The organism is Streptomyces marincola (assembly GCF_020410765.1).
Taxonomy (GTDB): domain Bacteria; phylum Actinomycetota; class Actinomycetes; order Streptomycetales; family Streptomycetaceae; genus Streptomyces; species Streptomyces marincola.
Map to the genome: position 1 here is coordinate 247,546 of NZ_CP084541.1, position 21,794 is coordinate 269,339.

18 protein-coding genes are annotated in these 21,794 nt (G+C 76.7%); 10 read left to right on the forward strand and 8 right to left on the reverse strand.

The annotated features are described in order from the left end of the window. Positions 1–47: 47 nt before the first annotated feature. The gene (gene purB, locus LC193_RS00995; RefSeq protein WP_226070368.1) at positions 48–1,478 is read left to right on the forward strand and encodes an adenylosuccinate lyase; all 1,431 of its coding nucleotides are present in this window, start codon (positions 48–50) and stop codon (positions 1,476–1,478) included. A gap of 23 nt (positions 1,479–1,501) precedes the next feature. Further along, positions 1,502–2,662 carry an ROK family protein gene (locus LC193_RS01000; protein WP_226070370.1) on the forward strand — a complete coding sequence of 387 codons (1,161 nt, stop codon included), beginning with the start codon at positions 1,502–1,504 and terminating at the stop codon, positions 2,660–2,662. A 56-nt stretch (positions 2,663–2,718) separates the two neighbouring features. On the opposite strand, the gene LC193_RS01005 is transcribed toward LC193_RS01000, so the two are convergent. Continuing rightward, positions 2,719–3,468, reverse strand: coding sequence for a GntR family transcriptional regulator (locus LC193_RS01005; protein ID WP_226070373.1), 750 nt, complete (start codon positions 3,466–3,468; stop codon positions 2,719–2,721). 226 nt (positions 3,469–3,694) lie between these two features. On the opposite strand from LC193_RS01005, the gene LC193_RS01010 reads away from it, so the two are divergent. From LC193_RS01010 to LC193_RS01035, 6 genes are all read left to right on the forward strand, one after another. Beyond that, entirely contained in the window at positions 3,695–4,432 is a 738-nt protein-coding gene (locus tag LC193_RS01010; protein ID WP_226078428.1) for a glucose 1-dehydrogenase, read from the forward strand. A 299-nt stretch (positions 4,433–4,731) separates the two neighbouring features. Beyond that, positions 4,732–5,259 carry a GNAT family N-acetyltransferase gene (locus LC193_RS01015; protein WP_226070374.1) on the forward strand — a complete coding sequence of 176 codons (528 nt, stop codon included), beginning with the start codon at positions 4,732–4,734 and terminating at the stop codon, positions 5,257–5,259. A 70-nt stretch (positions 5,260–5,329) separates the two neighbouring features. Continuing rightward, on the forward strand, positions 5,330–7,015 hold the full coding sequence (locus LC193_RS01020; protein ID WP_226070382.1) for a DUF885 domain-containing protein: 1,686 nt from the start codon (positions 5,330–5,332) through the stop codon (positions 7,013–7,015). Positions 7,016–7,165: 150 nt separating this feature from the next. Then, the gene (locus LC193_RS01025; RefSeq protein WP_226070383.1) at positions 7,166–7,948 is read left to right on the forward strand and encodes a hypothetical protein; all 783 of its coding nucleotides are present in this window, start codon (positions 7,166–7,168) and stop codon (positions 7,946–7,948) included. Between the two features lie 7 nt (positions 7,949–7,955). Further along, positions 7,956–10,121: a bifunctional serine/threonine-protein kinase/ABC transporter substrate-binding protein gene (locus LC193_RS01030; RefSeq protein WP_226070385.1), complete on the forward strand. Its 2,166-nt coding sequence runs from the start codon at positions 7,956–7,958 to the stop codon at positions 10,119–10,121. A gap of 12 nt (positions 10,122–10,133) precedes the next feature. Next, complete coding sequence (locus tag LC193_RS01035) at positions 10,134–12,326, forward strand: bifunctional serine/threonine-protein kinase/ABC transporter substrate-binding protein (protein ID WP_226070387.1); 2,193 nt, start codon at positions 10,134–10,136, stop codon at positions 12,324–12,326. Between the two features lie 19 nt (positions 12,327–12,345). Here the strand turns inward: LC193_RS01035 and LC193_RS01040 are convergent, their stop codons facing one another. The 5 genes from LC193_RS01040 to LC193_RS01060 all read right to left on the reverse strand — a co-directional run bounded on the left by LC193_RS01040 (position 12,346) and on the right by LC193_RS01060 (position 19,274). Continuing rightward, entirely contained in the window at positions 12,346–15,357 is a 3,012-nt protein-coding gene (locus LC193_RS01040) for an AAA family ATPase (protein WP_226070388.1), read from the reverse strand. A gap of 1 nt (position 15,358) precedes the next feature. Further along, positions 15,359–16,504: an exonuclease SbcCD subunit D gene (locus LC193_RS01045; protein ID WP_226070390.1), complete on the reverse strand. Its 1,146-nt coding sequence runs from the start codon at positions 16,502–16,504 to the stop codon at positions 15,359–15,361. A gap of 253 nt (positions 16,505–16,757) precedes the next feature. Further along, positions 16,758–17,381 (reverse strand): FMN reductase, encoded by a 624-nt coding sequence (locus LC193_RS01050; RefSeq protein ID WP_226070392.1) that lies wholly within the window; start codon positions 17,379–17,381, stop codon positions 16,758–16,760. Positions 17,382–17,467: 86 nt separating this feature from the next. Further along, positions 17,468–18,568, reverse strand: a complete 1,101-nt coding sequence (locus LC193_RS01055; RefSeq protein WP_226078429.1) for an LLM class flavin-dependent oxidoreductase — start codon at positions 18,566–18,568, stop codon at positions 17,468–17,470. Positions 18,569–18,638: 70 nt separating this feature from the next. Further along, complete coding sequence (locus LC193_RS01060; protein ID WP_226070394.1) at positions 18,639–19,274, reverse strand: YigZ family protein; 636 nt, start codon at positions 19,272–19,274, stop codon at positions 18,639–18,641. 139 nt (positions 19,275–19,413) lie between these two features. Between LC193_RS01060 and LC193_RS01065 the strand changes: the two genes are divergently transcribed. Then, entirely contained in the window at positions 19,414–19,821 is a 408-nt protein-coding gene (locus LC193_RS01065) for a CoA-binding protein (protein WP_226070396.1), read from the forward strand. A gap of 40 nt (positions 19,822–19,861) precedes the next feature. On the opposite strand, the gene LC193_RS01070 is transcribed toward LC193_RS01065, so the two are convergent. Both LC193_RS01070 and LC193_RS01075 read right to left on the reverse strand, forming a co-directional pair. Next, complete coding sequence (locus LC193_RS01070; RefSeq protein WP_226070398.1) at positions 19,862–20,095, reverse strand: hypothetical protein; 234 nt, start codon at positions 20,093–20,095, stop codon at positions 19,862–19,864. A 114-nt stretch (positions 20,096–20,209) separates the two neighbouring features. Further along, a complete protein-coding gene (locus LC193_RS01075; protein ID WP_226070401.1) occupies positions 20,210–20,737 on the reverse strand; it encodes a choice-of-anchor K domain-containing protein in 528 nt (175 codons plus the stop codon). A gap of 280 nt (positions 20,738–21,017) precedes the next feature. Between LC193_RS01075 and LC193_RS01080 the strand changes: the two genes are divergently transcribed. Further along, complete coding sequence (locus LC193_RS01080; protein ID WP_226070402.1) at positions 21,018–21,794, forward strand: SDR family NAD(P)-dependent oxidoreductase; 777 nt, start codon at positions 21,018–21,020, stop codon at positions 21,792–21,794.

Here is a 21,794-nt window from a genome sequence, read left to right on the forward strand (position 1 = left end):
GAGCTGGCGCCGTTCGCGGCGGAGCACTACCCGTAGAATCCGGTGGCGTGACTGACAAGCCGCGCATTCCGAACGTTCTGGCCGGCCGCTACGCCTCCGCGCACCTGGCCGCCTACTGGTCCCCCGAGCACAAGGTGGTGCTGGAGCGACGGCTGTGGCTCGCGGTGCTGCGGGCGCTCGCGGACCTCGGGGTCGCGGTGCCGCGCGAGGCCGTGGCGGACTACGAGCGGGTCCTCGACCGGGTGGACCTGGCGTCCATCGCGGAGCGCGAGCGGGTCACCCGGCACGATGTCAAGGCACGGATCGAGGAGTTCAACGCGCTCGCCGGGCACGAGCACGTGCACAAGGGCATGACCTCGCGCGACCTGACCGAGAACGTCGAGCAGTTGCAGGTGCGGCTCTCCCTCGAACTGGCAAGGGACCGGGCGGTGGCCATGCTCGCGCGGCTCGGGCGCCTGGCCGCCGGGTACGCGGAGCTGGTGATGGCCGGCCGTTCGCACAACGTCCCCGCCCAGGCCACCACGCTGGGGAAACGCTTCGCCACGGCCGCCGACGAACTCCTCGTCGCGCTCGGCCGGGTGGAGGACCTGCTGGCGCGGTACCCGTTGCGCGGGATCAAGGGTCCCGTGGGCACCTCGCAGGACATGCTCGACCTGCTCGGCGGCGACGAGGCGCGGCTCGCGGAACTGGAGGACCGGGTCGCGGGCCACCTGGGCTTCGGCCGGGTCCTCACCTCCGTGGGCCAGGTCTACCCCCGCTCGCTGGACTACGAGGTCGTCACGGCCCTGGTGCAGCTGGCCGCCGCGCCCGCGTCGCTGGCGCGGACGATCCGGCTGATGGCGGGGCAGGAGCTGGTGACCGAGGGCTTCCAGCCGGGGCAGGTCGGCTCGTCGGCGATGCCGCACAAGATGAACACCCGCTCGTGCGAGCGGGTGGGCGGCCTCGCGGTGATCCTGCGCGGCTACGCCTCCATGACCGGCGAACTCGCGGGCGACCAGTGGAACGAGGGCGACGTCTCGTGCTCCGTGGTGCGGCGGGTGGCGCTGCCCGACGCGTTCTTCGCGTTCGACGGACTGGCCGAGACGTTCCTGACGGTGCTGGACGAGTTCGGGGCGTTCGAGGCGGTGGTGGCCCGCGAGCTGGACCGCTACCTGCCCTTCCTCGCCACGACGAAGGTGCTGATGGCGGCCGTGCGCGCCGGCGTGGGCCGGGAGACGGCGCACGAGGTCATCAAGGAGCACGCGGTGGCCTCCGCGCTCGGGCTGCGCGAGGGCGCCGAGCGCAACGAACTGCTCGACCGGCTCGCGGCCGACGAGCGCATCCCGCTCGACCGGGCCGGGCTCGACGCGCTGATGGCGGACCGGCTGTCGTTCACGGGTGCGGCCGGCGCGCAGGTCGCCGCCGTCGTCGGCCGGATCGACGAGGTCGTCAAGCGGTACCCCGAGGCGGCGGCGTACGCGCCGGGGGCCATCCTGTAGGGCCCTCGCGGGGGGAGGCGGGCGTGGTGAGTCACACCGGCGGCGGGCCGTCGCTGCTGCGGAGGATCAACTCGGCAGCCGTGCTGCGGGCGTTGCGTGCCGCCGGGCCGCCGTGCTCGCTGACCGACCTGGCCCGGGCCACCGGCCTGTCCCGCCCGACGCTCGAAGGGGTGCTCGAAGGGCTGGCCGATTCCGGGCTCGTCGCGGAGACGGGCGCGGCCGAGGCGGCCGGGGAACGGCGCCCCGGGCGCCCGGCCCGCCGGTTCAGGTTCCGCGCGGAGGCCGGCCGGCTGCTCGGCATCGAGATCGGGTCGCGCCGGGTGTCGGCGGTGCTCGCGGACCTGGGCGGGCGGCGGCTGGGGACGGCGGCCCTCGATGTGGCCACGCGGGCGGCGGCCGAGGAACGGCTGGCCGGGGCGCGGGCCGTCGCGGGCGAGCTGCTCGCGCGGCACGGCGGCGCGGCGGGCGAGCTGCGCGCGGTCGGCGTCGGCAGCCCGGGCATCGTGGCCGCCGACGGCTCGGTCGAACTGTGCGCGGCCCTGCCGGGCTGGACGGGCCTGCCGCTGGGTGAGCGGCTCGGTGCGGCGTTCGGCTGCCCGGTGCTCGTGGAGAACGACGCGAACGCCGCCGTGCTCGCGGAGCGCTGGGTGGGGGCGGCGGCCGGGGCCGACGACGTGGTGATGGTGCTCGCCGGGCTGAGCCCGGGCGCCGGATCGCTCATCGGCGGCCGGCTGCACCGCGGGCACCGCGGCGCGGCGGGCGAGATCGGCGCGCTGCACCTGCTGGGCCGCCAGGCGCGTCCCGAGCGCCTGCTGTCCGTCTCGGGCGACCCGCTTGACCCGCTGGACGAGCAGGCCGTGACCCGCGTGCTCGCGGCGGCGCGCGGCGGTGACCGGCGGGCGGCGGCGGCCGTGGACAGGTTCGTGGAGCGCCTGGTGCACGACGTGGCGGCGCTGGTGCTCGCCCTCGACCCGGAACTCGTCGTCGTCGGCGGCTGGGCCACCGGCCTCGACGGTCTTGTCGGTCCGCTGCGCCAGGAGCTGAGGCGCTACTGCCTGCGCACCCCCCGCGTGGTGGCCTCGGCGCTCGGCGGCGGGGCCGTGGCCACGGGCGCGCTGCGGCTGGCGCTCGACCGGATCGAGGGCGAACTGTTCGCGGTGGGCGGCGGGTCGGAACCGCGCTGACCGCGCCGCGCGGTCCCGCCCCGACGGCACCCGCGGCGCCGCGCCGGTTGCGGTGGTCAGCCGGCCGTGAGGGTCAGGGCCTTGCGGTCGCCGAAGGTGAGCCGGCAGGTGTCGGCCCGGTAGGTGGCGACCGCGACGGCGGCGGTGCGTCCGGCCGCCGTGTACCGCGTGGTGACGATCAGCACGGGCGAGCCCGGCAGCCGGTCGAGCAGCCTGGCGTCCTCGGCCCCGGCGGAACCCAGTTCGACGGCGCGGTCCTGGCCGTCCCACGGCACGGTCCGCAGCCGGTCGAGCACGGCGCGGGCGCGTTCTGGACCTGGTCCCTGCTCCTGCGCGGCGCCCGGCGCGGACACCAGGCCGGGCGACACGTACAGCTGCTCCGTGGCCACGGGCTGCCCCTCGGCCATGAGCACGCGGTGCACCGTCCGCACGGGACGGCCCGCGGGCAGGCCGAGGTCGCGGGCGACGGCCGCCGCCGGCGCCGAGCCGGCGCAGTCGACCGCCTCCCACGCGCCGCCGTCGGCGGCCGGGCCCGCGTGCCGCCCCGGGCTGACGTCCACCCCGACGCGCGGCGGCGCCACCGTGGTGCCGACGCCGCGCCGGCGCTGGAGGCGGCCCTCCAGTTCGAGCTGGTCGAGCGCCTGCCGCAGCGTGGCGCGCGCGACGCCGAAGCGGGCGGCGAGGTCACGTTCGTTCGGCAGGGTCTGGCCGACGCTGAACTCCGTGTCGAGCGCCTGCGCGAGGACCGTCTTGAGGTGCCAGTACTTCGGCTCGGGCTGCTGCCGGGCCGGCGAGGACGTGCTCACCCTGCCTCCCCCCGCGCCGGGGCCGGACGCCGGACGGCGCGATTATGAAAGGTTGTTGCGTATGTAGGGACCCTAGGCCGGTCGGGTGGCTTGGTCAAGACCAATCCCCTGACCGTAAGCTGCTCCCGTGCAGCCCATCGCATCGGAAGACCAGGAAACGCCCGCGCCGCGGCAGGACGGGCCGCGGCAGGACACGAGCGCGCCGGACGGGGCATCGCGCCCGCCCGTGACCGTCGTGACCGGCGGCAGCCGCGGCATCGGCGCCGCCGTCGCGGTCCGGCTGGCCGCGGCGGGGCACGACGTGGCGATCGGCTGGGTCGCCGACGAGGAGGCCGCGGAACGTGTCGTGGCCGCGGTGCGGGAGGCCGGCCGCGCCGCCGTCGCGGTCCGGGTCGACGTGTCGCGGGAACGCGACGTCGACCAGCTGTTCGACACGGCCCGCGAGGCGCTCGGCCCCGTGACCGGCCTGGTGAACAACGCGGCCACGACCGGCCCGCTCGGCCGCTTCACCGAGACGTCGACCGACGTGATGCGCCGCGTGGTCGAGGTCAACGTGCTGGGCACCCTGTGGTGCGCCCGGCGCGCCGCGCGGGAGATGTCGGCCCGGCACGGCGGCGCGGGCGGCGCGGTCGTCAACATCTCCTCCGTGGCCGCGACGCTCGGCAGCCCGGGCGAGTACGTGCACTACGCCGCGACGAAGGCGGCCGTCGACGCGCTGACGACGGGGCTCGCGAAGGAGCTGGCCCCGGACGGCGTCCGCGTCAACTCCGTGCAGCCGGGCATGATCCTGACCGACATGCACGCCGCCATGGGCGACCCGCAGCGGCCCTGGCGGAAGTCGGACGGCGTCCCGATGCGGCGCCCCGGGCACCCGGAGGAGATCGCGGGCGCCGTGGCCTGGCTGCTCTCCCCCGAGGCGTCCTACACCACCGGCGCGGTCCTGCGCGTCTCGGGCGGCCTGTGACGGGCGGGGGCGGCACCGGCGGGGGCACCGGAACGGCAGGTGCCCGCGGGGCGGTTGCGGCCCGGTGCGACCGGTGAGCCGTTTCCCGCCGCATCGCGCCCGAGCAGGCGTTTTCCCCGTGGGTGCGCTTTACCCTTCGGTCACAGGGCGTTCGTGATCAGGCAACAACCGGGCGCGAGAGTGCTTGCATGGCAGACTCCGACCTACCCCGTTCCTCGGTCCGTTTCCCCCGTCTCCGGCTCCGCCGGACCTCCGGCGGGTACGCGTCGGGGCGGCCGTGTCCGGCCGTTCCCGCGCCGGTGACCGGGCTCCGGCGCGAGACGCTGACGGCGGGCGGCAGCCCGCTGGTGCTGCGGGCGGCCTCCCCTGCCGACCTGGCCGCCGCGCTGGCGATGCACGCGCGGTGTTCGCCGCAGACGCTGGCCCAGCGCTACCACGGCGAGGCCGGCGAGGCCGACGGGTACCTCGCGCACCTGCTGAGTCCGCGCCACGGGCAGAGCGTGGTCGCCGAGACAGCGGGCGGTGAGGTGGTGGGCCTCGGCCACTTGCTTGAGGACGACGGGGAGTCCGAGGTGGCCCTGCTGGTGGAGGACGGCTGGCAACGGCTCGGCGTGGGCACGGCGTTGCTGCGGGCGCTGCTGAGGCTGGCCGAGCAGTCCCACCGCGACTCGGTGTACGCGGTCACCCACGCCTCCGCCGCCGGCATCCTCGCCGTCATGCGGGGCCTGGGGCTGCGGGTGGAACGGCACGTGGCGGAGGGGGCGCTGGTGCTCACGGCCCGGCTGGCCGGGCACCCGACGGCGCTGTCCGCGCGGTCCTGCGGCTGAACCGGCCGGCCGCGGCCGGAAGAGGCGGGCCGGTGGTGACGAACCGGCCCGCGCGTACCAGGATGGGTCCATGTCAGAAGACCCGCACACGCTGCTTCCGCGCCGGCTGGCCGACGCCTACGTCGACGAGCTGGTCGAGCTCGACCCGATCACCGGCACCTACCTCGGCGTTCCCGGCGCGGCCGGCCGGCTGCCCGACTTCTCGCCCGAGGGGCAGGAGGCCCTCGCCGACCTCGCCCGCCGCACGCTGGGCCGGCTGCCCGCCGCCGAGGCGCTGCCGGGCGCGGACAGCGACGCGGAACGCCGGTGCGCCCGCCTGCTGAGGGAACGGCTCACGGCCGAACTCGCCGTGCACGAGGCGGGCGAGCCGCTGCGCGCCGTCAGCAACCTCAGCTCCCCGGCGCACTCGGTGCGCGAGTCGTTCACGCTCGTCCCCACGGACACGGAGGAGGACTGGGCGGCGGTGGCGCGGCAGTTGCGCGCGGTGCCCGAGGCGCTCGCGGGGTATCGCGCGTCGCTGGCCGAGGGGCTCGCCCGTTCGCTGCCCGCGGGGCCGCGCCAGGTCGCCACGGTGATCGGGCAGTTCGGCGAGTGGGCCGGCGGGGCCAAGGGCGGCTGGTTCGCCGAGTTCGCCGCCGGCGGGCCGCAGGCGCTGCGGGCCGAGCTGGACGCCGCGGCGCGCGAGGCCACGGGCGCCGTCGCGGCGCTGCGGGACTGGATGCGCGACACCTACGCGCCGGCCGTCGAGGGCGCGCCCGACATCGTCGGGCGCGAGCGCTACGCGCGTTGGGTGCGGCACTGGAACGGGACCGACCTCGATCTCGACGACGCGTACGCGTACGGCTGGTCGGAGTTCCACCGGCTGCACGCGGAGATGCGGACGGAGGCGGAGAAGATCCTGCCCGGCGCGAACCCGTGGGAGGCGCTGCGCCACCTGGAGACCGAGGGCGAGGCCGTGGAGGGCGTCGAGGAGGTGCGGGCCTGGCTCCAGTCGCTGATGGACGAGGCGATCGGCGCGCTCGACGGCACCCATTTCGAACTCGCCGAGCGGGTCAAGCGGGTGGAGTCGATGATCGCGCCGCCCGGCGGCGCGGCGGCGCCGTACTACACGAGCCCGTCGCTGGACTTCGCCCGGCCGGGCCGCACGTGGCTGCCGACGCAGGGCAGGACGCGGTTCCCCGTCTACGACCTGGTGTCGACGTGGTACCACGAGGGCGTCCCCGGCCACCACCTCCAGCTCGCGCAGTGGGTGCACGTGGCCGAGGACCTGTCGCGGTACCAGACGACGGTGGGCATGGTCAGCGCGAACGCCGAGGGGTGGGCGCTGTACGCGGAACGGCTCATGGACGAACTGGGCTTCCTGTTCGACGCGGAACGGCGGCTCGGCTACCTGGACTGCCAGATGATGCGCGCGGTGCGGGTGATCATCGACATCGGCATGCACCTGGAGCTGCCGATTCCCGCCGACTCCCCGTTCCGGCCGGGCGAGCGCTGGACGCCCGCTCTGGCGCAGGAGTTCTTCGCCCGGCACAGCGGCCGGCCGGGCGACTTCGTGGAGAGCGAGCTGGTGCGCTACCTGGGCATGCCGGGCCAGGCCATCGGCTACAAGCTGGGCGAGCGGGCCTGGCTGCGCGGCCGGGAGGCGGCGCGCCGGGCGCACGGCGCGGCGTTCGACGCGAAGCGGTGGCACATGGCGGGCCTTTCCCTCGGTTCGCTCGGACTCGACGACCTGGTGGCCGAGTTGTCGGCGCTCTGACCGGAGTTGCCGGCCCCGGGGGCGGGGACCGAACTGTGGCGAGAACGTGACACAGAGTCGTGGCAGCGGACCGTCGCCGTCGTTAGGCTGGGCGCCGGACGAACGCAGCGTGGGTCGAGTGGGGGGTGACCTGCCGTGGGGCGGGTTCACATGATCCGTCGCGTCACCGCCGGTGCCGTCGCCTTACTGGCGCTCGGGGCGGCGGGGTGCAGCGGGAACGACGGGGGCGGGGCGGACGGGGAGCCGTCCCCCGGTGAACGGCGCACGCCGGCGGCCGAGCCGTCCCCCGGGGGCGAGCGTTCGGCCGAGGCCGACGCCGCCGACCGGCCGGGCCCCGCGTCAGCCGCTGACGCACTGGCACTGGCCCGCGCCGTGGCGATCGCCCCGGAGGACTTCGGGCCCGGCTTCGTCGCGCAGGAGCCGTACGAGCCCGACCCGGCCACGTGGGCGGTGCTCGACGACGCCTGCGTGTGGCAGCGCGAACCGCTCGCGGACGGCGTGCTGGCCAACGTCACGCGGAACGCCGAGCTGCCACCGGAGCGGGAGGGCGGCGGCCCGCTCCAGGTGATGTCGTCCGTGACCGTGTACGACAGCGTCCGCACCGCGGACGCGCGGATGGCGGGCATCGCCGAGGAGGTGCTGCGCTGCCCCGAGCAGCGCCTGCGCGCCGACGAGCGGGTCACGGGTCTCGGGTCGAGCAGCATGCCGCCGGAGGAGTTGTCGGTCGACGACCAGATCTACGAAACCGGCCAGTTCCACAGCGACGTCCACGGCGGCCCCCACGGCTACCAGTGGCTCGTCTCCCGGATCGGTCCGGTCACCGTGGCGCTGTCCGTCAAGGGCTCGGCGGAGTTCGGGCCGGACGAACTCCTTGGGGTGAGCGCCCCCGCGCTCGCGCTGCTCGAATCCAACGCCGACGCGGAACTGGGGTGACGCGGCGATGACCGAGGAGCTGGGGCCGCGCGACCCCGCGCGGCTCGCCGGTTACCGCCTGCTCGGCCGGCTCGGCGCGGGCGGCATGGGCGTGGTGTACCTGGCCAGGTCGGCCGGCGGCGCCCTGGTCGCGGTCAAGACGATTCAGGAGGAGTTCGCGCAGGAGCCCGGCTTCCGGTCCCGCTTCACCCGCGAGGTCGCCGCCGCGCGCCGCGTCGACAGCCGCTTCGCCCTGCCGGTGATCGCGGACGGCGAGGAGGCGGGCGTGCTGTGGCTCGCCTCCCCCTACGTGCCGGGCCCCTCCCTCGCGGAGGTGATCGCGGCCCGCGGACCGCTTCCGGCGCGCGGCACCCGGGCGCTCGGGGCGATGCTCGCCGAGGCGCTGCTGGCGGTGCACGCGGCGGGCCTGGTGCACCGCGACGTCAAGCCGGGCAACGTGCTGCTCGCGCTCGACGGCCCGCGCCTGATCGACTTCGGCATCGCCAGGGCGGTGGAGGGCACCGCGATCACGCGCAGCGGCGTCGTCGTCGGCTCGCCCGGTTTCCTCTCCCCCGAGCAGGCGGTCGCGGCCGGCCCGGTGGGCCCGCCGAGCGATGTGTTCTCCCTCGGCTGCGTGCTGGCCGAGGCGGCGAGCGGGCGGCCCCCGTTCGGCACCGGCACGGCCGAGGCCGTGCTCTACCGCACGGTGCACGATCCGGCCGACCTGACCGGTGTCCCCGACGGGCTGCGGGATGTGGTGGCGCGCTGCCTGGCCAAGGACCCCGCGGCACGGCCCGCGCCCGAGGCGCTGCGCGAGGAGCTGGCGGAGGACATCGCGGACGGCTGGCTGCCCGAGCCCGTCACCCGACTCATCGGGGAACGCACGGCCGCCGCCGCCGCGTTGCCCGGCATCGTGCCGACCGAGGCGGTGCCCGCGGCCGGCGCCGGGCCGGACGGGCAACGGCCGGCCGCGGGCGGGCGCCGGCCCTCCCGCCGCGCGCTGCTGCTCGCCGGGGCCGGGGTGGTGGCGGCCGGCGGCGGCCTGGCCGGCCTGCTGCGCGCCCGCGGCGGCTCGGGTGGGGGCGCCGGCCAGGGCCCGCGGCACGTCATCGGCCTGCACGCGGACCTCAGCGGCGCGTACGCGGCCCGGGGCCTGGCCCAGGAACGCGGCGCCGTGCTCGGTCTCGAACGGTTCCTGGCCGAGGCGGAGGACCTGCCCTTCCGCCTCGAACTCCGCGTCGTCGACGACGGCGGAACGCCCGAGGGCGCGGTCGGGGCCGCCGAGGGACTGGCCGCGGACGACGCGGTGCTGGCCGTCATCGGGCCGACCGACACGTCCGTGGCCGCCGCGGCCGGGCAGGTCTACGACGCCGCCGGTCTGCCGCTGCTGTCCGTTTCCGTGGGAAGTTTCCCGATCACCACCACCCTGAGCGAGTACACCACCCTGCTGCACGCGCGGCCCGCGACCCTCTGGCAGGGGCTGGCCCTCCAGGAACTGCTGGACAACCGGCTCGGCGCCCGCCGGGTGGGTCTGGTGGACGACCGTTCGGCCGGGACGCACAGCTGGGAGATCACCAGGGCCGCGATCAACTTCCAGCAGGCGCCGCCCGGCTTCGAGGTCGTCCCGCACGTGGTGCCCAGGCTCAGCGCGCCCTTCGACGCCGTCGCGGCCGACCTCGTGGCGAGCGAAGCCGACACGGTGCTGTTCGGCGGCCACCACGAACGCGCCGCCCAGCTCGCGATCGCGCTCGACCGCGCCGGATGGACCGGGACGGCGTTCGCCGGTGAGTCCGTGCTGCACCCGGGGTTCGTCCCGCTGGCCGGCCGGGCGGCGGAGGGCTGGCGGCTGATCGCCACGTGCGTCGCCCCGGACACCGACGAACGCGCCGCCGAGTTCGCCGGGCTGCACAGGGAGCGGTTCGACGGAGACGCGCCGGAGCCGTTCGCCGCGGAGGCCCACGACGCGGTGCGGCTGCTGGCCGGTGCGCTGCGGGACACGGCCGCCGAGGGGCGGGCCGACCGGGCCGCCCTGCTCGCGCGGGCCAGGCAGGCCGACCACCGGGGCGTCGGGAAACGGCTCGGCTTCGACGAGGAAGGTCTTTACCCGTACGCCGACGACGGCCTGTACCTCTACGAGGTGCGCGACGGCGCCTTCCGTTTCGAGGGGCCCGCGCCGTCCCTCGGCGCCGAGTAGGGCGGGCCGCGCGTGCAGGCGCTGCGCGAGGGCGACCCGCGGGCCATCGGCGGGTACCGGCTGCTCGGCCGGCTGGGCGCCGGCGGCATGGGCGTGGTGTACCTGGCCAGATCGGCCGGCGGCGCCCTGGTGGCGCTCAAGACGATCCGCCCGCGGCACGCGGCCGACGCGGCGTTCCGCACCCGGCTGCGCCGGGAGGTCGCGGCGCTGCGGCGGGTGAGCAGCCCGTTCGCCGTTCCGCTGCTCGACGCGGGGCCGGACGCGCCCGTGCCGTGGCTCGCCACCGCCTATGTGCCCGCGCCGTCGCTGGCCGACGTGGTGCACGCGCTCGGCCCGCTGCCGGCCTGGACGGTGCGGGCGGTCGGCGACCGGCTGGCGCGGGCGCTGCTCGCGGTGCACGCGGCGGGCCTGGTGCACCGCGACGTCAAGCCGGGCAACGTGCTGCTCGCCCTGGACGGCCCGCGCCTGATCGACTTCGGCATCGCCAGGTACGCCGGTGAGACGGCCCTGACCGCGCCGGGCTCCGCCATCGGGTCGCCCGGCTACCTCTCCCCGGAACAGGCACTCGCCGAGACGGACGTCGGCCCGCCGAGCGACATGTTCTCGCTGGGCTGCGTGCTGGCGTTCGCGGCCTCGGGCCGGCCGCCGTTCGGCGAGGGCCCGGCCGCCGCGCTGCTGTACCGCACGGTGCACGACCCGCCCGATCTCACCGGCGTGCCGAAGGAGTTGACCGGCCCGCTGGGTGCGCTGCTGCGCAAGGAGCCCGGGGCGAGACCGGACGCCGCCGGGGCGCGGGAGCTGCTGCCCGCCGACCCGCGGCTCGGGGACGGCTGGCTGCCCGAGCCCGTGACGCGGTTCGTCGCGGAACGCGCCACGGTGCTGCTCGACCTGCCGGAGGCCCCCTCTCCTCCCGGCGACGCCACGCGCGCGGCTGCCGCGGCCCCGACGGCCGCGGGCGGCGGTCCGCCCGGCGGCGCGCGGCGCGGCGGGCCCGGGCAGAGCAGGCGCCGGGTGCTCGCCGCCCTGTCCGGCGGCGCCCTGACGGCCGCGGCCGGCGGCGCGGTGCTGTGGACGCGGCGCGAGAGGCCGGGCCAGGCGGCCGGCGGAACCAGGACCGTGGCCCTGCACGCCGACCTGTCAGGCGACCTGGCCGCCCTCGGGCGTGCCCAGCGGCGGGGCGCGGAACTCGCGGTCGAGCACTTCAACACCGCTGCGGACCGCCCGTTCGAGGTGCGGCTGCGCGTTCTCGACGACGGGGGCGACGCGGCGCGGGCCGGGGAGGTCGCCGGACAGCTGGCGGCGGAACCCGGCGTTCTGGCGGTGGTCGGACCGACCGGCGAGGACGCGTGCCGGGCCGCGGCGCCCGTCTACGGCGGCGACTCCCTGCCCTGGCTACCGGTATCGGCGACCCTGTCGGCGCTCACCGCGGAACGGGGCGACAGCTACTTCCCCGTCCGGCTCGACGGGCTGTTCCTGAACGCGCCGCTGCTCGCCTGGGTGATCGAACGGACCGGGACGGCGCGGGCGGCGGTCGTGACCGACGCGGGGGGCGGCGACCCGTCGTGGGCGATGAGCCAGTCCCTGCGCCGCGAGCTGCCGCACTCAGGGATCGAGGCCGTCGAGGTGCGGCTGCCGGCCGCCCCGGACGAGCGGGCCGCCGCGCGGACCGCCGCCGAGGCGGTGGCCGCCGGGGTGGACACCGTGCTGTTCACCGGGCCGCTGTCCGGACCCGGGGCCGCGGCCCTCGCCCGGGCGCTGCGGGAGGCGGGCTTCGCCGGGGCCGTCGGCGCCGTGCGGTCCGACCCCGCGGACGGTTTCCTGCGGGAGGCGGGGCGGGCGGCCGACGGGTGGGTGGTGAGCTGCCCGTTCCTCGACGCGGAGGCCGCGGCGGGCACCGCCGGCTTCGCGCGGGCGCACCGCGAGCGGTACGGCGACGGACCGGCCCCGTACGCGGCGGAGGCGTACGACACGGTCGGGTTCGTGGCGCGGGCCGTCGGCGAGCTGGCCGACGGCCAGGTCACGCGGCGCAACCTCATGCGGCGGCTGCGCGGCACGGCACACACGGGCATCACGGCGACCTACCGTTTCACCGAGGACACCAGCGCCTACGTGCCGGTCGAGGCGCTGTACCTGTACGAGGTGCGCGACGGGCGGTTCGCCTACCTCGGGCCGTACCAGGAGGTCACCGGCACGGCCCCGGCCTGAGCGGCCGCTTCGCGGCCGGTCAGGTGCCGGCCGGGGTGGCCGAGACCCGGACGGTGGAGCCGCGGCGGCTCTTGTCGACCCGCAGCTGGGCGGGGATGCGGCCGCGCAGGTCCGGCACGTGGCTGACGATGGCGACGCAGCGGTCGTGCTCGCGCAACGAGTCGAGCACGTCGAGCACTTCGTCCAGGGCCTGCTCGTCGAGGCTGCCGAACCCCTCGTCGATGAACAGCGTGTCAAGACGCTGCCCGCCCGACTCCTCCGCCACCACGTCGGCCAGACCGAGGGCGAGCGCGAGGGACACGAAGAACGACTCGCCGCCGGAGAGCGTCGCGGTGTCGCGGGTGCGGCCGGTCCAGGCGTCGAGCACGCGCAGTCCAAGGCCTGAACGCGCCCGGCCGCTCCTGGCGTCGGAGTGGACCAGCGCGTAGCGGCCGGCCGACATGCGGTGCAGGCGGACGCTGGCCACGGCGGCGACCTGTTCGAGCCGGGCGGCCAGGACGTAGGTCTCCAGGCGCATCCGGTACTCGTTCTCCGGTGCGGTGCCCGCGGTGAGCCCCGCGAGCCGGGTGATGTGGCGGCTGCCGTCGCGCAGCGGCGCGAGGGCGCGCGCCTCCGCCGCCGCCCGCGCGGACAGGTCGTCGAGCTCGGCGCAGCGGGTGGTGGCCGCCGCCTCGGCGGCGGAGGCCGCCCGCAGTCGGCGGGTGGCGGCGGCGAGCCGCTCCTCGGCGGCTGCCGGGTCGGCGGGCGGCCGTGCCGCCGCGGCGGCGGTCGCGGCGTCCGCGAGCACGGCCGTGATGGCCGCCTCCTCGGCCTGCCAGGCGTCGAGGCGCTCGCGCAGCTCGCGCCGGCCCGCCGCGTCGATCAGCGCGGCCTGCGCGGCCTCGGCGGAGGCGAAGCCGGCCCGGTGGGCCGCGTCCTCGGCGCGGCCGTCGGCCAGCTTGCGGCGGTCGGCGCTCTCCTCCGCGGCCCCCGCGGCGTCCGCCGCCGCGGCCAGCGCGTCGGCCTCGGCGGCCAGCCGGGCGGCGCGCGCGGCGACGTCGGGTGCGTCGCCCCTGGCCCGGCCGGTCTCCTGGAGGAGCGCGTCCCGCTCGGCGCGCAGCGCGTCGTGCCGCGAGGAGAGCGCGGCGATGCGGCGGTGCGCGTCCTGCCGCGCGGTCAGCAGGTCCTCGTGGGCGCGTTCCGCCTCGGCGAGCGCGGCCCGCGCGGCCGGCTCGTCTCCCGCGCCGGCCAGGGCGGCGTCCCGCTGGGCGCGCAACTCATCGACCAGCGCGGCGAGTTCCCCGGTGTCCTCGGAGCCGGCGGCGGCGCGGGCCGCCGCGTGGTCCTCGCGGACGGCGGCGAGGGCGCGTTCGGCCGCGACGCGGTCCTCATCCGCCGCGCGGTGCGCGGCCTCGGCGGCCTCCTCCGCGGCCCGGTCCACGTGGCCCTCCCCGGCGCGCGCCGGGCGCGGGTGGTCGGCCGAGCCGCAGACGGCGCACGGCTCGCCGGGCCGCAGCCCGGCCGCCAGTTCGGCGGCGATGCCGCGCAGCCGCGCCTCCTTGCGGTCCAGCCACGTGGCGTGGGCGTCGGCGGCCCGCTCGCGGGCCGCGAGCAGCGCGGCCTCCGCCGCGCCGAGGCCGGCCGCCAGGGCGTCGCGGCGCCGGGCGGCGGCCAGCCGGTCCTCGGCGGGGGCCAGTTGGGCCGCGAGGCGGTCGGCGCGCGCGGCGGCGTCGCGGGCGGCCTCGACGGCCCGCCGCAGCCGTTCCCGCTCGCCGGGCCAGGGGGCCAGGCGCCGTTCGTGCTCGGCCGCGTGCCGGCGCGCGGCGGCCTGTTCGCCGTCGAGCGCGGCCAGCTCCGCGGTGACGGCCCGGGCGCGCTCCTCGGCGCGGCGCGCGGCGGCGAGGGCGCCCAGCCGTTCGCGCAGCTCGCGCTCGTGCCGCGCGAGCGCGGCGGCGGGGTGGCCGGCGAGTGCGGGCGGCAGCGCGGCCCTGGCCCGCCGCTCGGCCAGCGCGGCGGCGGCGTGCTCCTGGTCCGCCGCGTCCCGCAGGCGCAGGGCGGGCGCGACGGTCTCGGCGGCCTGGGCCCGCTCCAGCCCGAGACGGTCGGCGTCGAGCGCGGCGCCGCGCGCGGCGCGCGCCGCGGCCCGCGCGGTGGCGTCCGCGTGCGCCGCCTGGAGGCGGGCCAGCTCCACGCTGTCGGCCTGCGCGCGGCGGGCGGCTGCGTGGGCGGACTCGGCGGCGCGCAGCGCGGCGGCGGCGATGTCCCGGCGCTCCCTGGCGGTGCAGCGGGCCACGGCGGCGAACGTGAGGACCGCGTCGTCGAGCTCCGGGTCGCCCGCGGCGACCTCGCCCGGGTCCGCCGGCTCGCCCGCCAGTGGCTCCGCGGCCTGCTGCACGCGGTGCGCGGTGGCGAGCAGCCGTTCGTCCCCGGCGCGCACCCGCCGCACGGCCTCGGCGCGCAGCTCCGCGAGGTGTGCCTCGGCGCCGGCGAACCTGCGGGTGTCGAACAGCCGCCCGAGCAGCTTGGCGCGGTCCTCGGCGCCCGCGCGCAGGAAGCGCGCGAAGTCGCCCTGCGGCAGCAGCACGACCTGGCAGAACTGGTCGCGGCTCATGCCGAGCAGCGCGGTCAGCTCCTCGCCGATCTCCTGGTGGGAGTGGCTGACGGCGCGCCAGGTCCCGGTGGCGGGGTCGTGTTCGCGCAGGAGGCTGCGCGCGCGGTCGCGGGTGGTGCCCGCGCCGCGGCGCTTGGGCCGTTCCTGCTCGGGTCTGCGGGTGACCTCGACGCGGCGCCCGCCGACGGTGAGGTCGAGCACGACCTCGGTCGCGGTGTGCGGGTCGGCGTGGTCGCTGCGCAGGGCCTGCGGGCTGCCCTGCCGCGCGCCGGGCACGGCGGCGTAGAGGGCGTAGCAGATGGCGTCGAGGACGGAGGTCTTGCCCGCGCCCGTGGGTCCGTGCAGCAGGAAGAGGCCGGCCGCGGAGAGCCGGTCGAAGTCGATGTGCTGGGTGCCGCCGAACGGGCCGAACGCGGTCAGGGTCAGCCGGTGGAGCCGCACCTCACACCTCCCGGGCGCGGGCCGCGCCGAGGGCGTCGCGCAGGGCCGCGCGTTCCCGCGCGTCGGGGCCGAGGCCGCCGCGGACGTGGGCCACGAAGTCCTCGGCGATCTCCTGGTCGGTGCGGCCGGTGAGACGCCGCGCGTAGCTGGTGCGCTCCGCCGGGGGCCGGTCGGGCTCGAACACGAGGCTGAGGACGTGCGGGAAGCGTGCGGCGAGCCGGGCCAGGGGCTCCTCGGGCCTGGCCGGGTCGGTGAGGGTGGCCTCGACGAACGCGGTCTCGTGCGGGGCGAGCGCCGGGTCGATCAGCAGCGTCTCAAGCCGGCCGCGGATGCGGGCGAGCGGGCGCGGCACGGGGCAGTCGACGCGCTCGGCGGCGAGCTCGCCGCGGGGGCCGAGGTCGACGAGCCACATCGACTTGCGGTGCGCGGCCTCGGAGAAGGAGTAGGCCAGCGGCGAACCCGAGTACCGGACGCGCTCGGTGATGGTCTGGCAGCCGTGCAGGTGGCCGAGCGCTGCGTAGTCGACGCCGGAGAAGGCGGCGGCGGGCACGGCGGCGGCGCCGCCGACGGTGATGTCCCGTTCGCTGTCGCTGGTCGTGCCTCCGGTGACGAACGCGTGGGCCAGGACGACGGAGCGGGTCGCTGCCGGGCGGGCCGAGAGGTCGGCCCGCACCCGGTCCATGGCGGCGCCGACGACGGCGGCGTGCTGGGCGGTGCGCACCCCGAACTCCTCGCGCACCAGGGCCGGTTCCAGGTAGGGCAGGCCGTAGACGGCGACGTCGCCGTGCCGGTCGGCCAGGAGCACCGGCGTGGCGCAGTCGGCCGGGTCGGTGCGCAGGTGGACCCCCGCGCGGCCGATGAGGCCCGAGCCGACGCCGAGCCGGCGGGGCGAGTCGTGGTTGCCCGGGATCATCACGGTGGGCACGCCGAGGCCGGCGAGCCGGTGCAGGGCGTCGTCGTACAGGTCGACGGCCGGCAGCGGGGGCACGGCGCGGTCGTAGATGTCGCCGGCGACGAGCACGGCGTCCACGCGCTCCTCGCGCGCGGTCGCGATCAGGTGGTCGAGGAACGCCTCCTGCGCGTCGAGCAGGCTGACCCGGTGCAGGCCCCGCCCCAGGTGCCAGTCCGAAGTGTGCAGGAACCTCATCGCCCGCCTTCCGCCGCGTGCGGCCCGCGCCCGCGGACCTGTCCGTTCGTCCGCCTCAGTGTGCCACCGGGATACGACAGGCGGCGGGCGCGGGGCGTCCACGGGCGGCAACGGCGGCTGCCCGGTGCGCCGTTGGGCGGCGTTGGGGGCGCCGGGCGGGCGCGATGGCACGGGGTGCGAACGGGCCGCCGGTCGCGCGCCCGGTCGGGGCGGGACCGGCGGCCCGTGCGCGCGGGGGCCGGGCGCGCCTGGCTCAGTCGGGCCGCAGCGCGGCGAGTTGCTGCTCGAACGGGACGACCTGCTCCTCGGCGGCGCGGGCCGGCCGGGCGGCCGGCAGCAGGGCGGCGAGTTCGGCGGCGGCGCGGTCGACCCGGGCCGGCAGGGTGTCGGTGCCCGCGCTCGCGCCCGAGCCCCAGTCGTCGGCCGCCGCGAACACGGCGGTCGGCACGACGGTGGCGTGCAGGTAGACGAACAGCGGGCGCAGCGCGTACTCCAGGGCGAGCGAGTGGCGCGGGGTGCCGCCCGTGGCCGCGATCAGCACGGGCTTGCCGGTCAGGACGGCGGGGTCGAGCAGGTCGAAGAACGACTTGAACAGGCCGCTGTAGGAGGCCGCGAACACGGGGCTGACGGCGATCAGCCCGTCGGCGTTCTCCACCGCGTCGAGTGCCGCGCGGAGCGTGGGCGCGGGGAATCCGGTGACCAGGTGGCCGGCGATGTCGGTGGCGAGCTCGCGGAGTTCGATCACCTCCGGCTCCGCGTGCCGCCCCGCGTCGGCGAGGTGGCGGCCGGTCGCCTCGGTCAGCCGGTCGGCGAGCAGCCGGGTGGCCGAAGGGCGGCCGAGTCCTGCCGTCACCACGACGAGCCTGTGGGTGGTCATCCTGCTCTCCTCCTCGTGTGCGTCCTGGTGCGCGCCGGCCGGGGCGCCGCCGCGTCCCCGGTGGCGCGGTGCGCGGTCCGCGCCGGTCATGCGGTGGTGTCGGCGGGCACCGCGTCCCGGGCGGCGGCGACCCGGGCCGCGTGGGTCGGCCCCCCGGGGACCTCGGCGGGGCGGCCCTTGGCGAACTCCTCGCGCAGCACCGGGAGCACCTTCTCGCCGAGGAGGTCGAGCTGTTCGAGCACGGTCTTCAGCGGCAGCCCGGCGTGGTCCATGAGGAACAGCTGCCGCTGGTAGTCGCCGAAGGACTCCCGGAACGTCAGGGTCTTCTCGATGACCTCCTGCGGGCTGCCCACGGTGAGCGGCGTCTGCTCGGTGAACTCCTCAAGCGAGGGCCCGTGGCCGTAGACCGGCGCGTTGTCGAAGTAGGGGCGGAACTCGCGGACCGCGTCCTGGGACCTCTCGCGCATGAACACCTGCCCGCCGAGCCCGACGTACGCCTGCTCGGGGGTGCCGTGGCCGTAGTGCGCCCAGCGTTCGCGGTAGAGGCCGATCAGGCGCTGGAAGTGCTCCTTGGGCCAGAAGATGTTGTTCGCGAAGAAGCCGTCCCCGTAGAAGGCGGCCTGCTCCGCGATCTCCGGGCTGCGGATCGAGCCGTGCCACACGAACGGCGGGACGCCGTCCAGCGGCCTCGGCGTGGACGTGAAGCCCTGGAGCGGGGTGCGGAACCGCCCCTCCCAGTCCACGACGTCCTCGCGCCACAGCTTGTGCAGCAGCGCGTAGTTCTCGATGGCCAGGGGGATGCCCTGCCGGATGTCCTGGCCGAACCACGGGTAGACGGGGCCGGTGTTGCCGCGGCCCATCATCACGTCCACCCGCCCCTCGGCCAGGTGCTGGAGCATCGCGAAGTCCTCGGCGATCTTCACCGGGTCGTTGGTGGTGATGAGGGTGGTCGAGGTGGACAGGAGCAGCCGTTCGGTGCGGGCCGCGATCCAGCCCAGCATCGTGGTCGGCGAGGACGGGACGAACGGCGGGTTGTGGTGCTCGCCGGTCGCGAAGACGTCGAGGCCGACCTCCTCCGCCTTCAGCGCGATCGTGACCATGGCCTTGATCCGCTCGTGCTCGGTCGGCGTCCGGCCCGTGGTCGGGTCGGTCGTGACGTCACCGACGGTGAAGATCCCGAACTGCATACCGGTCTGCATGGTGCCCACCTCGCTAGTTTACCGTTCAACCAACCCCGGAACGCCGCCCGCCCCGGCGCTATTCCGCCGCGCCCGGCCCGAAGGTCTCGCCACCGGGCGCCAGCCGGGCCGCGCCGGCGGTGGCGCCGGCCAGCCAGGCCCGGAAGGCGTCCACCTCCGCCGCCGGCAGTGCCACCTCGATGACGACCTCGGCACCGTAGGTGACGCCCCTGACCTCCCGGCCGGTGGCCCGCAGGTCGTTCTCAAGGCGCCCGGCGCGCCCGTGGTCGACGGTGACCACGACCAGCCGCAGCCGGCGCCTGGGGACGGTCCCGAGCGCGTCGAGCGCCGCCCCGACGGCACCCCCGTACGCCCTGATCAGACCCCCGGCGCCGAGCTTGGTGCCGCCGAAGTACCGAGTGACCACCGCGACGGCATACCGAACCTCCCGGCGCAGGAGCATCTGGAGCATCGGCGCCCCGGCCGTGCCGCCCGGCTCCCCGTCGTCGTCGGCCCGCTGCACGGCGGCGTCGGCGCCGATCACGTACGCGGTGCAGTTGTGCGTGGCGGTGGGGTGCAGGGCCCGCACGCGGGCGATGAACGCCCGCGCCTGCTCCTCGGTGGCGGCCGGCGCCAGCGCGCACAGGAACCGCGACCGGTTGACCTCGGTCTCGTGCACGCCCTCGCGCGCCACGGTCAGGTACTCGTCCCGCATCCCGTCACCTTATGCAGCGGCACCCGCGCCGCTTCCCGCGCGGTGCGGCGGCCGGGCCGGGGCCCGGGCGGCCGGGCGGGAATGCCACGCGCCGCGGGCCGTTGTACCGGGGGCAGGAGCCGACCCCCAGGAGGCAGACATGTACGGCGACGCGGCGACCGCCAGGAAGATCCTCACCGACCTCGGCGACACGTGGGCGGTCGTGGGGCTGTCAGCGAACCCCGGCCGGGCCGCCCACGGCGTCGCCGCGGTGCTCCAGCGGTTCGGCAAGCGGATCGTGCCGGTCCACCCCAAGGCCGAGACGGTGCACGGGGAGCCGGGCTACCCGTCCCTCTCGGCGATCCCGTTCCCCGTCGACGTGGTGGACGTGTTCGTCAACAGCTCGCTCGCCGGCCCGGTCGCCGACGAGGCGGTGACCATCGGCGCGAAGGCGGTGTGGTTCCAGCTGGGGGTGGTCGACGAGGACGCGTACGCGCGCACGCGCGCCGCGGGACTCGACATGGTGATGGACCGCTGCCCGGCGATCGAGATCGGCGGCCTGCGCTGACCGCGCCGGGGCCGCGCCCGGTGACCGGCCGCGCCGCGGGTCACTGCGGCCAGCGGTGGTACGCCTGGCTCGCCTGCGCCTGCGCTGCGTAGTGGTCGGCGGCCGGCGAGGGCTGGTGAGCCTGCCGCGCGAAGGCGGTGCCGGCGGCGGAGCGCGCGTCCGCGGCGCGGCGCCGGCGGGCGGCGAGGAACCTCGGCGTCCGCAGTCGCAGCGCGATCCGGCGCAACGCGCCACCGGCCCGGCCCCGCTGCGACCGGGCGTCCGATCCTGGCATCCGCTCCCCCTGACGACGCGTCGACAAGCCGAAGGGTCAGCTTAACCCGCTGTGCACGAGGCGGGAAGACGCCGGCGCCGGGCACCGGCGGCGCGGGCCGGCGGGCGCGCAGGGCTACAGCGGGCCGTCGTAACGGGTGAACTGGACCAGGAGCTGCCCGCTGTTGGACTGGTCCTCGGGACTGATGAACGTCTCGGTGACCTCGTCGGAGAGAAGGGACTGGTAGAACCCGGTGACCTTCATGTCGCACTCGACGTCGTCGATCTCCACGGCCTTCTTCACCGCGACGACGCCGATGCCGACCTCGTCGTCGTGCACCGGGCCCCGGTTGGGCGACTCGTAGTGACTGAAGGGAAGCGTGAACTGGCGCCTGATCCCGCCCTCGACGGTCACGGTGACCTTCAGCTCCACCTGGAAGCGCGTGAACGGCATCTGCACCCGGAAGTTGTAATGCGTGAACGTGCCGAGTACGACCGCGGGGCCGTCTATGTCCGCCACCGCGGAGTTTCCCTTGAAGCGGTAAGCGCTCTGCTCGCTGTCCACCGGCGTGCCCCAACTGAGGTGCTCGGAACCGAGACCGGTGAAATACGACGCGTCCTTGTCCGGGTTCTGCCAGATTCCCCGGGTCTGAATGGCGACCATGGCAAAAGCTCCCCTTCTTTCGCGATCACCGAACGAACCGGCCGCCGGGTCGCCATGGCGGGCGCACCGCGGCCCCGGCCAGCCTCACGGCACCGGTCCGGCCGCGCAAGCGGGCGGGAGGGGTCGAGAGGGTCTTTCGGACACGCGCGCGGCGCGGGGCGTGGCGAAAGCCCGCCGCGCCCCGCGCGACACGGATCGCGCCCGGGGCCCCTTGGCGCGCCGCAAGTATTCATATTCAATCTCGCTTGTCGTTGCCGTCGGCCCCGCTGGAGCAGCCACCATGCGTCCCGCCCCCGTCCCGTCCGCACAGCGCCTCGCCGGGAAGTGCGCGCTGGTCACCGGCGCGGCCTCCGGCATCGGGGCCGCGACCGCCCACCGGCTGGCCGCCGAGGGAGCCCGCGTCCTCGTCACCGACATCGACGAGGAGGCGGGCGCCGAGGTGGCCGCGGCCATCGGGCGGGCCGGGGGCGACGCCCGGTTCCAGCGCTGCGATGTCGCGGACGAGGCGTCGTGGGCCGCCGCGGCGGAAGCCGCGCGTTCGGCGTTCGGGCCGGTGCACGCACTGGTGAGCAACGCCTACGCCGTCCGCGTCGCGCCGGCCCACGAGACCAGCGCGGCGGAGTGGGACCGGCAGCTCGCGGTGAGCCTCACCGGGTCCTTCCTCGGCGTGCGCGCCTGCCTCGACGATCTGGCCGCCACCGGCGGCAGCGCGGTGCTCGTCTCCTCCGTGCACGCGCTCGTCGGACTGCCCGGGCGGCCCGCCTACGCCGCGGCCAAGGCCGGACTCACCGGGCTGGCACGGCAGTTGGCCGTCGAGTACGGCGGCAGGATCCGGGTGAACAGCGTGCTGCCAGGACCGGTGCTGACCCACGCCTGGGACGGGATCGGCGAGGAGGACCGCCGGGCGGCGGCCGGGGAGACCGCCGCGGGGCGCCTCGGCAGGCCGGAGGAGGTCGCCGCGGCCATCGCCTTCCTCGTCAGCGACGACGCCTCCTACGTGACCGGTGCCTCGCTCGTCGTGGACGGCGGCTGGAGCGTCCTCAAGAACTCCTCATGA

What these genes read in the sequence shown, in the direction of transcription:
- LC193_RS01020 (WP_226070382.1), top strand. Translation starts at nt 5,330, where the DNA reads ATGTCAGAAGACCCGCACACGCTGCTTCCGCGCCGGCTGGCCGACGCC.
- LC193_RS01025 (WP_226070383.1), top strand. Translation starts at nt 7,166, where the DNA reads ATGATCCGTCGCGTCACCGCCGGTGCCGTCGCCTTACTGGCGCTCGGG.
- LC193_RS01030 (WP_226070385.1), top strand. Translation starts at nt 7,956, where the DNA reads ATGACCGAGGAGCTGGGGCCGCGCGACCCCGCGCGGCTCGCCGGTTAC.
- LC193_RS01045 (WP_226070390.1), bottom strand. Translation starts at nt 16,504, where the DNA reads ATGAGGTTCCTGCACACTTCGGACTGGCACCTGGGGCGGGGCCTGCAC.
- LC193_RS01050 (WP_226070392.1), bottom strand. Translation starts at nt 17,381, where the DNA reads ATGACCACCCACAGGCTCGTCGTGGTGACGGCAGGACTCGGCCGCCCT.
- LC193_RS01055 (WP_226078429.1), bottom strand. Translation starts at nt 18,568, where the DNA reads ATGCAGTTCGGGATCTTCACCGTCGGTGACGTCACGACCGACCCGACC.
- LC193_RS01060 (WP_226070394.1), bottom strand. Translation starts at nt 19,274, where the DNA reads ATGCGGGACGAGTACCTGACCGTGGCGCGCGAGGGCGTGCACGAGACC.
- LC193_RS01065 (WP_226070396.1), top strand. Translation starts at nt 19,414, where the DNA reads ATGTACGGCGACGCGGCGACCGCCAGGAAGATCCTCACCGACCTCGGC.
- LC193_RS01070 (WP_226070398.1), bottom strand. Translation starts at nt 20,095, where the DNA reads ATGCCAGGATCGGACGCCCGGTCGCAGCGGGGCCGGGCCGGTGGCGCG.
- LC193_RS01075 (WP_226070401.1), bottom strand. Translation starts at nt 20,737, where the DNA reads ATGGTCGCCATTCAGACCCGGGGAATCTGGCAGAACCCGGACAAGGAC.
- LC193_RS01080 (WP_226070402.1), top strand. Translation starts at nt 21,018, where the DNA reads ATGCGTCCCGCCCCCGTCCCGTCCGCACAGCGCCTCGCCGGGAAGTGC.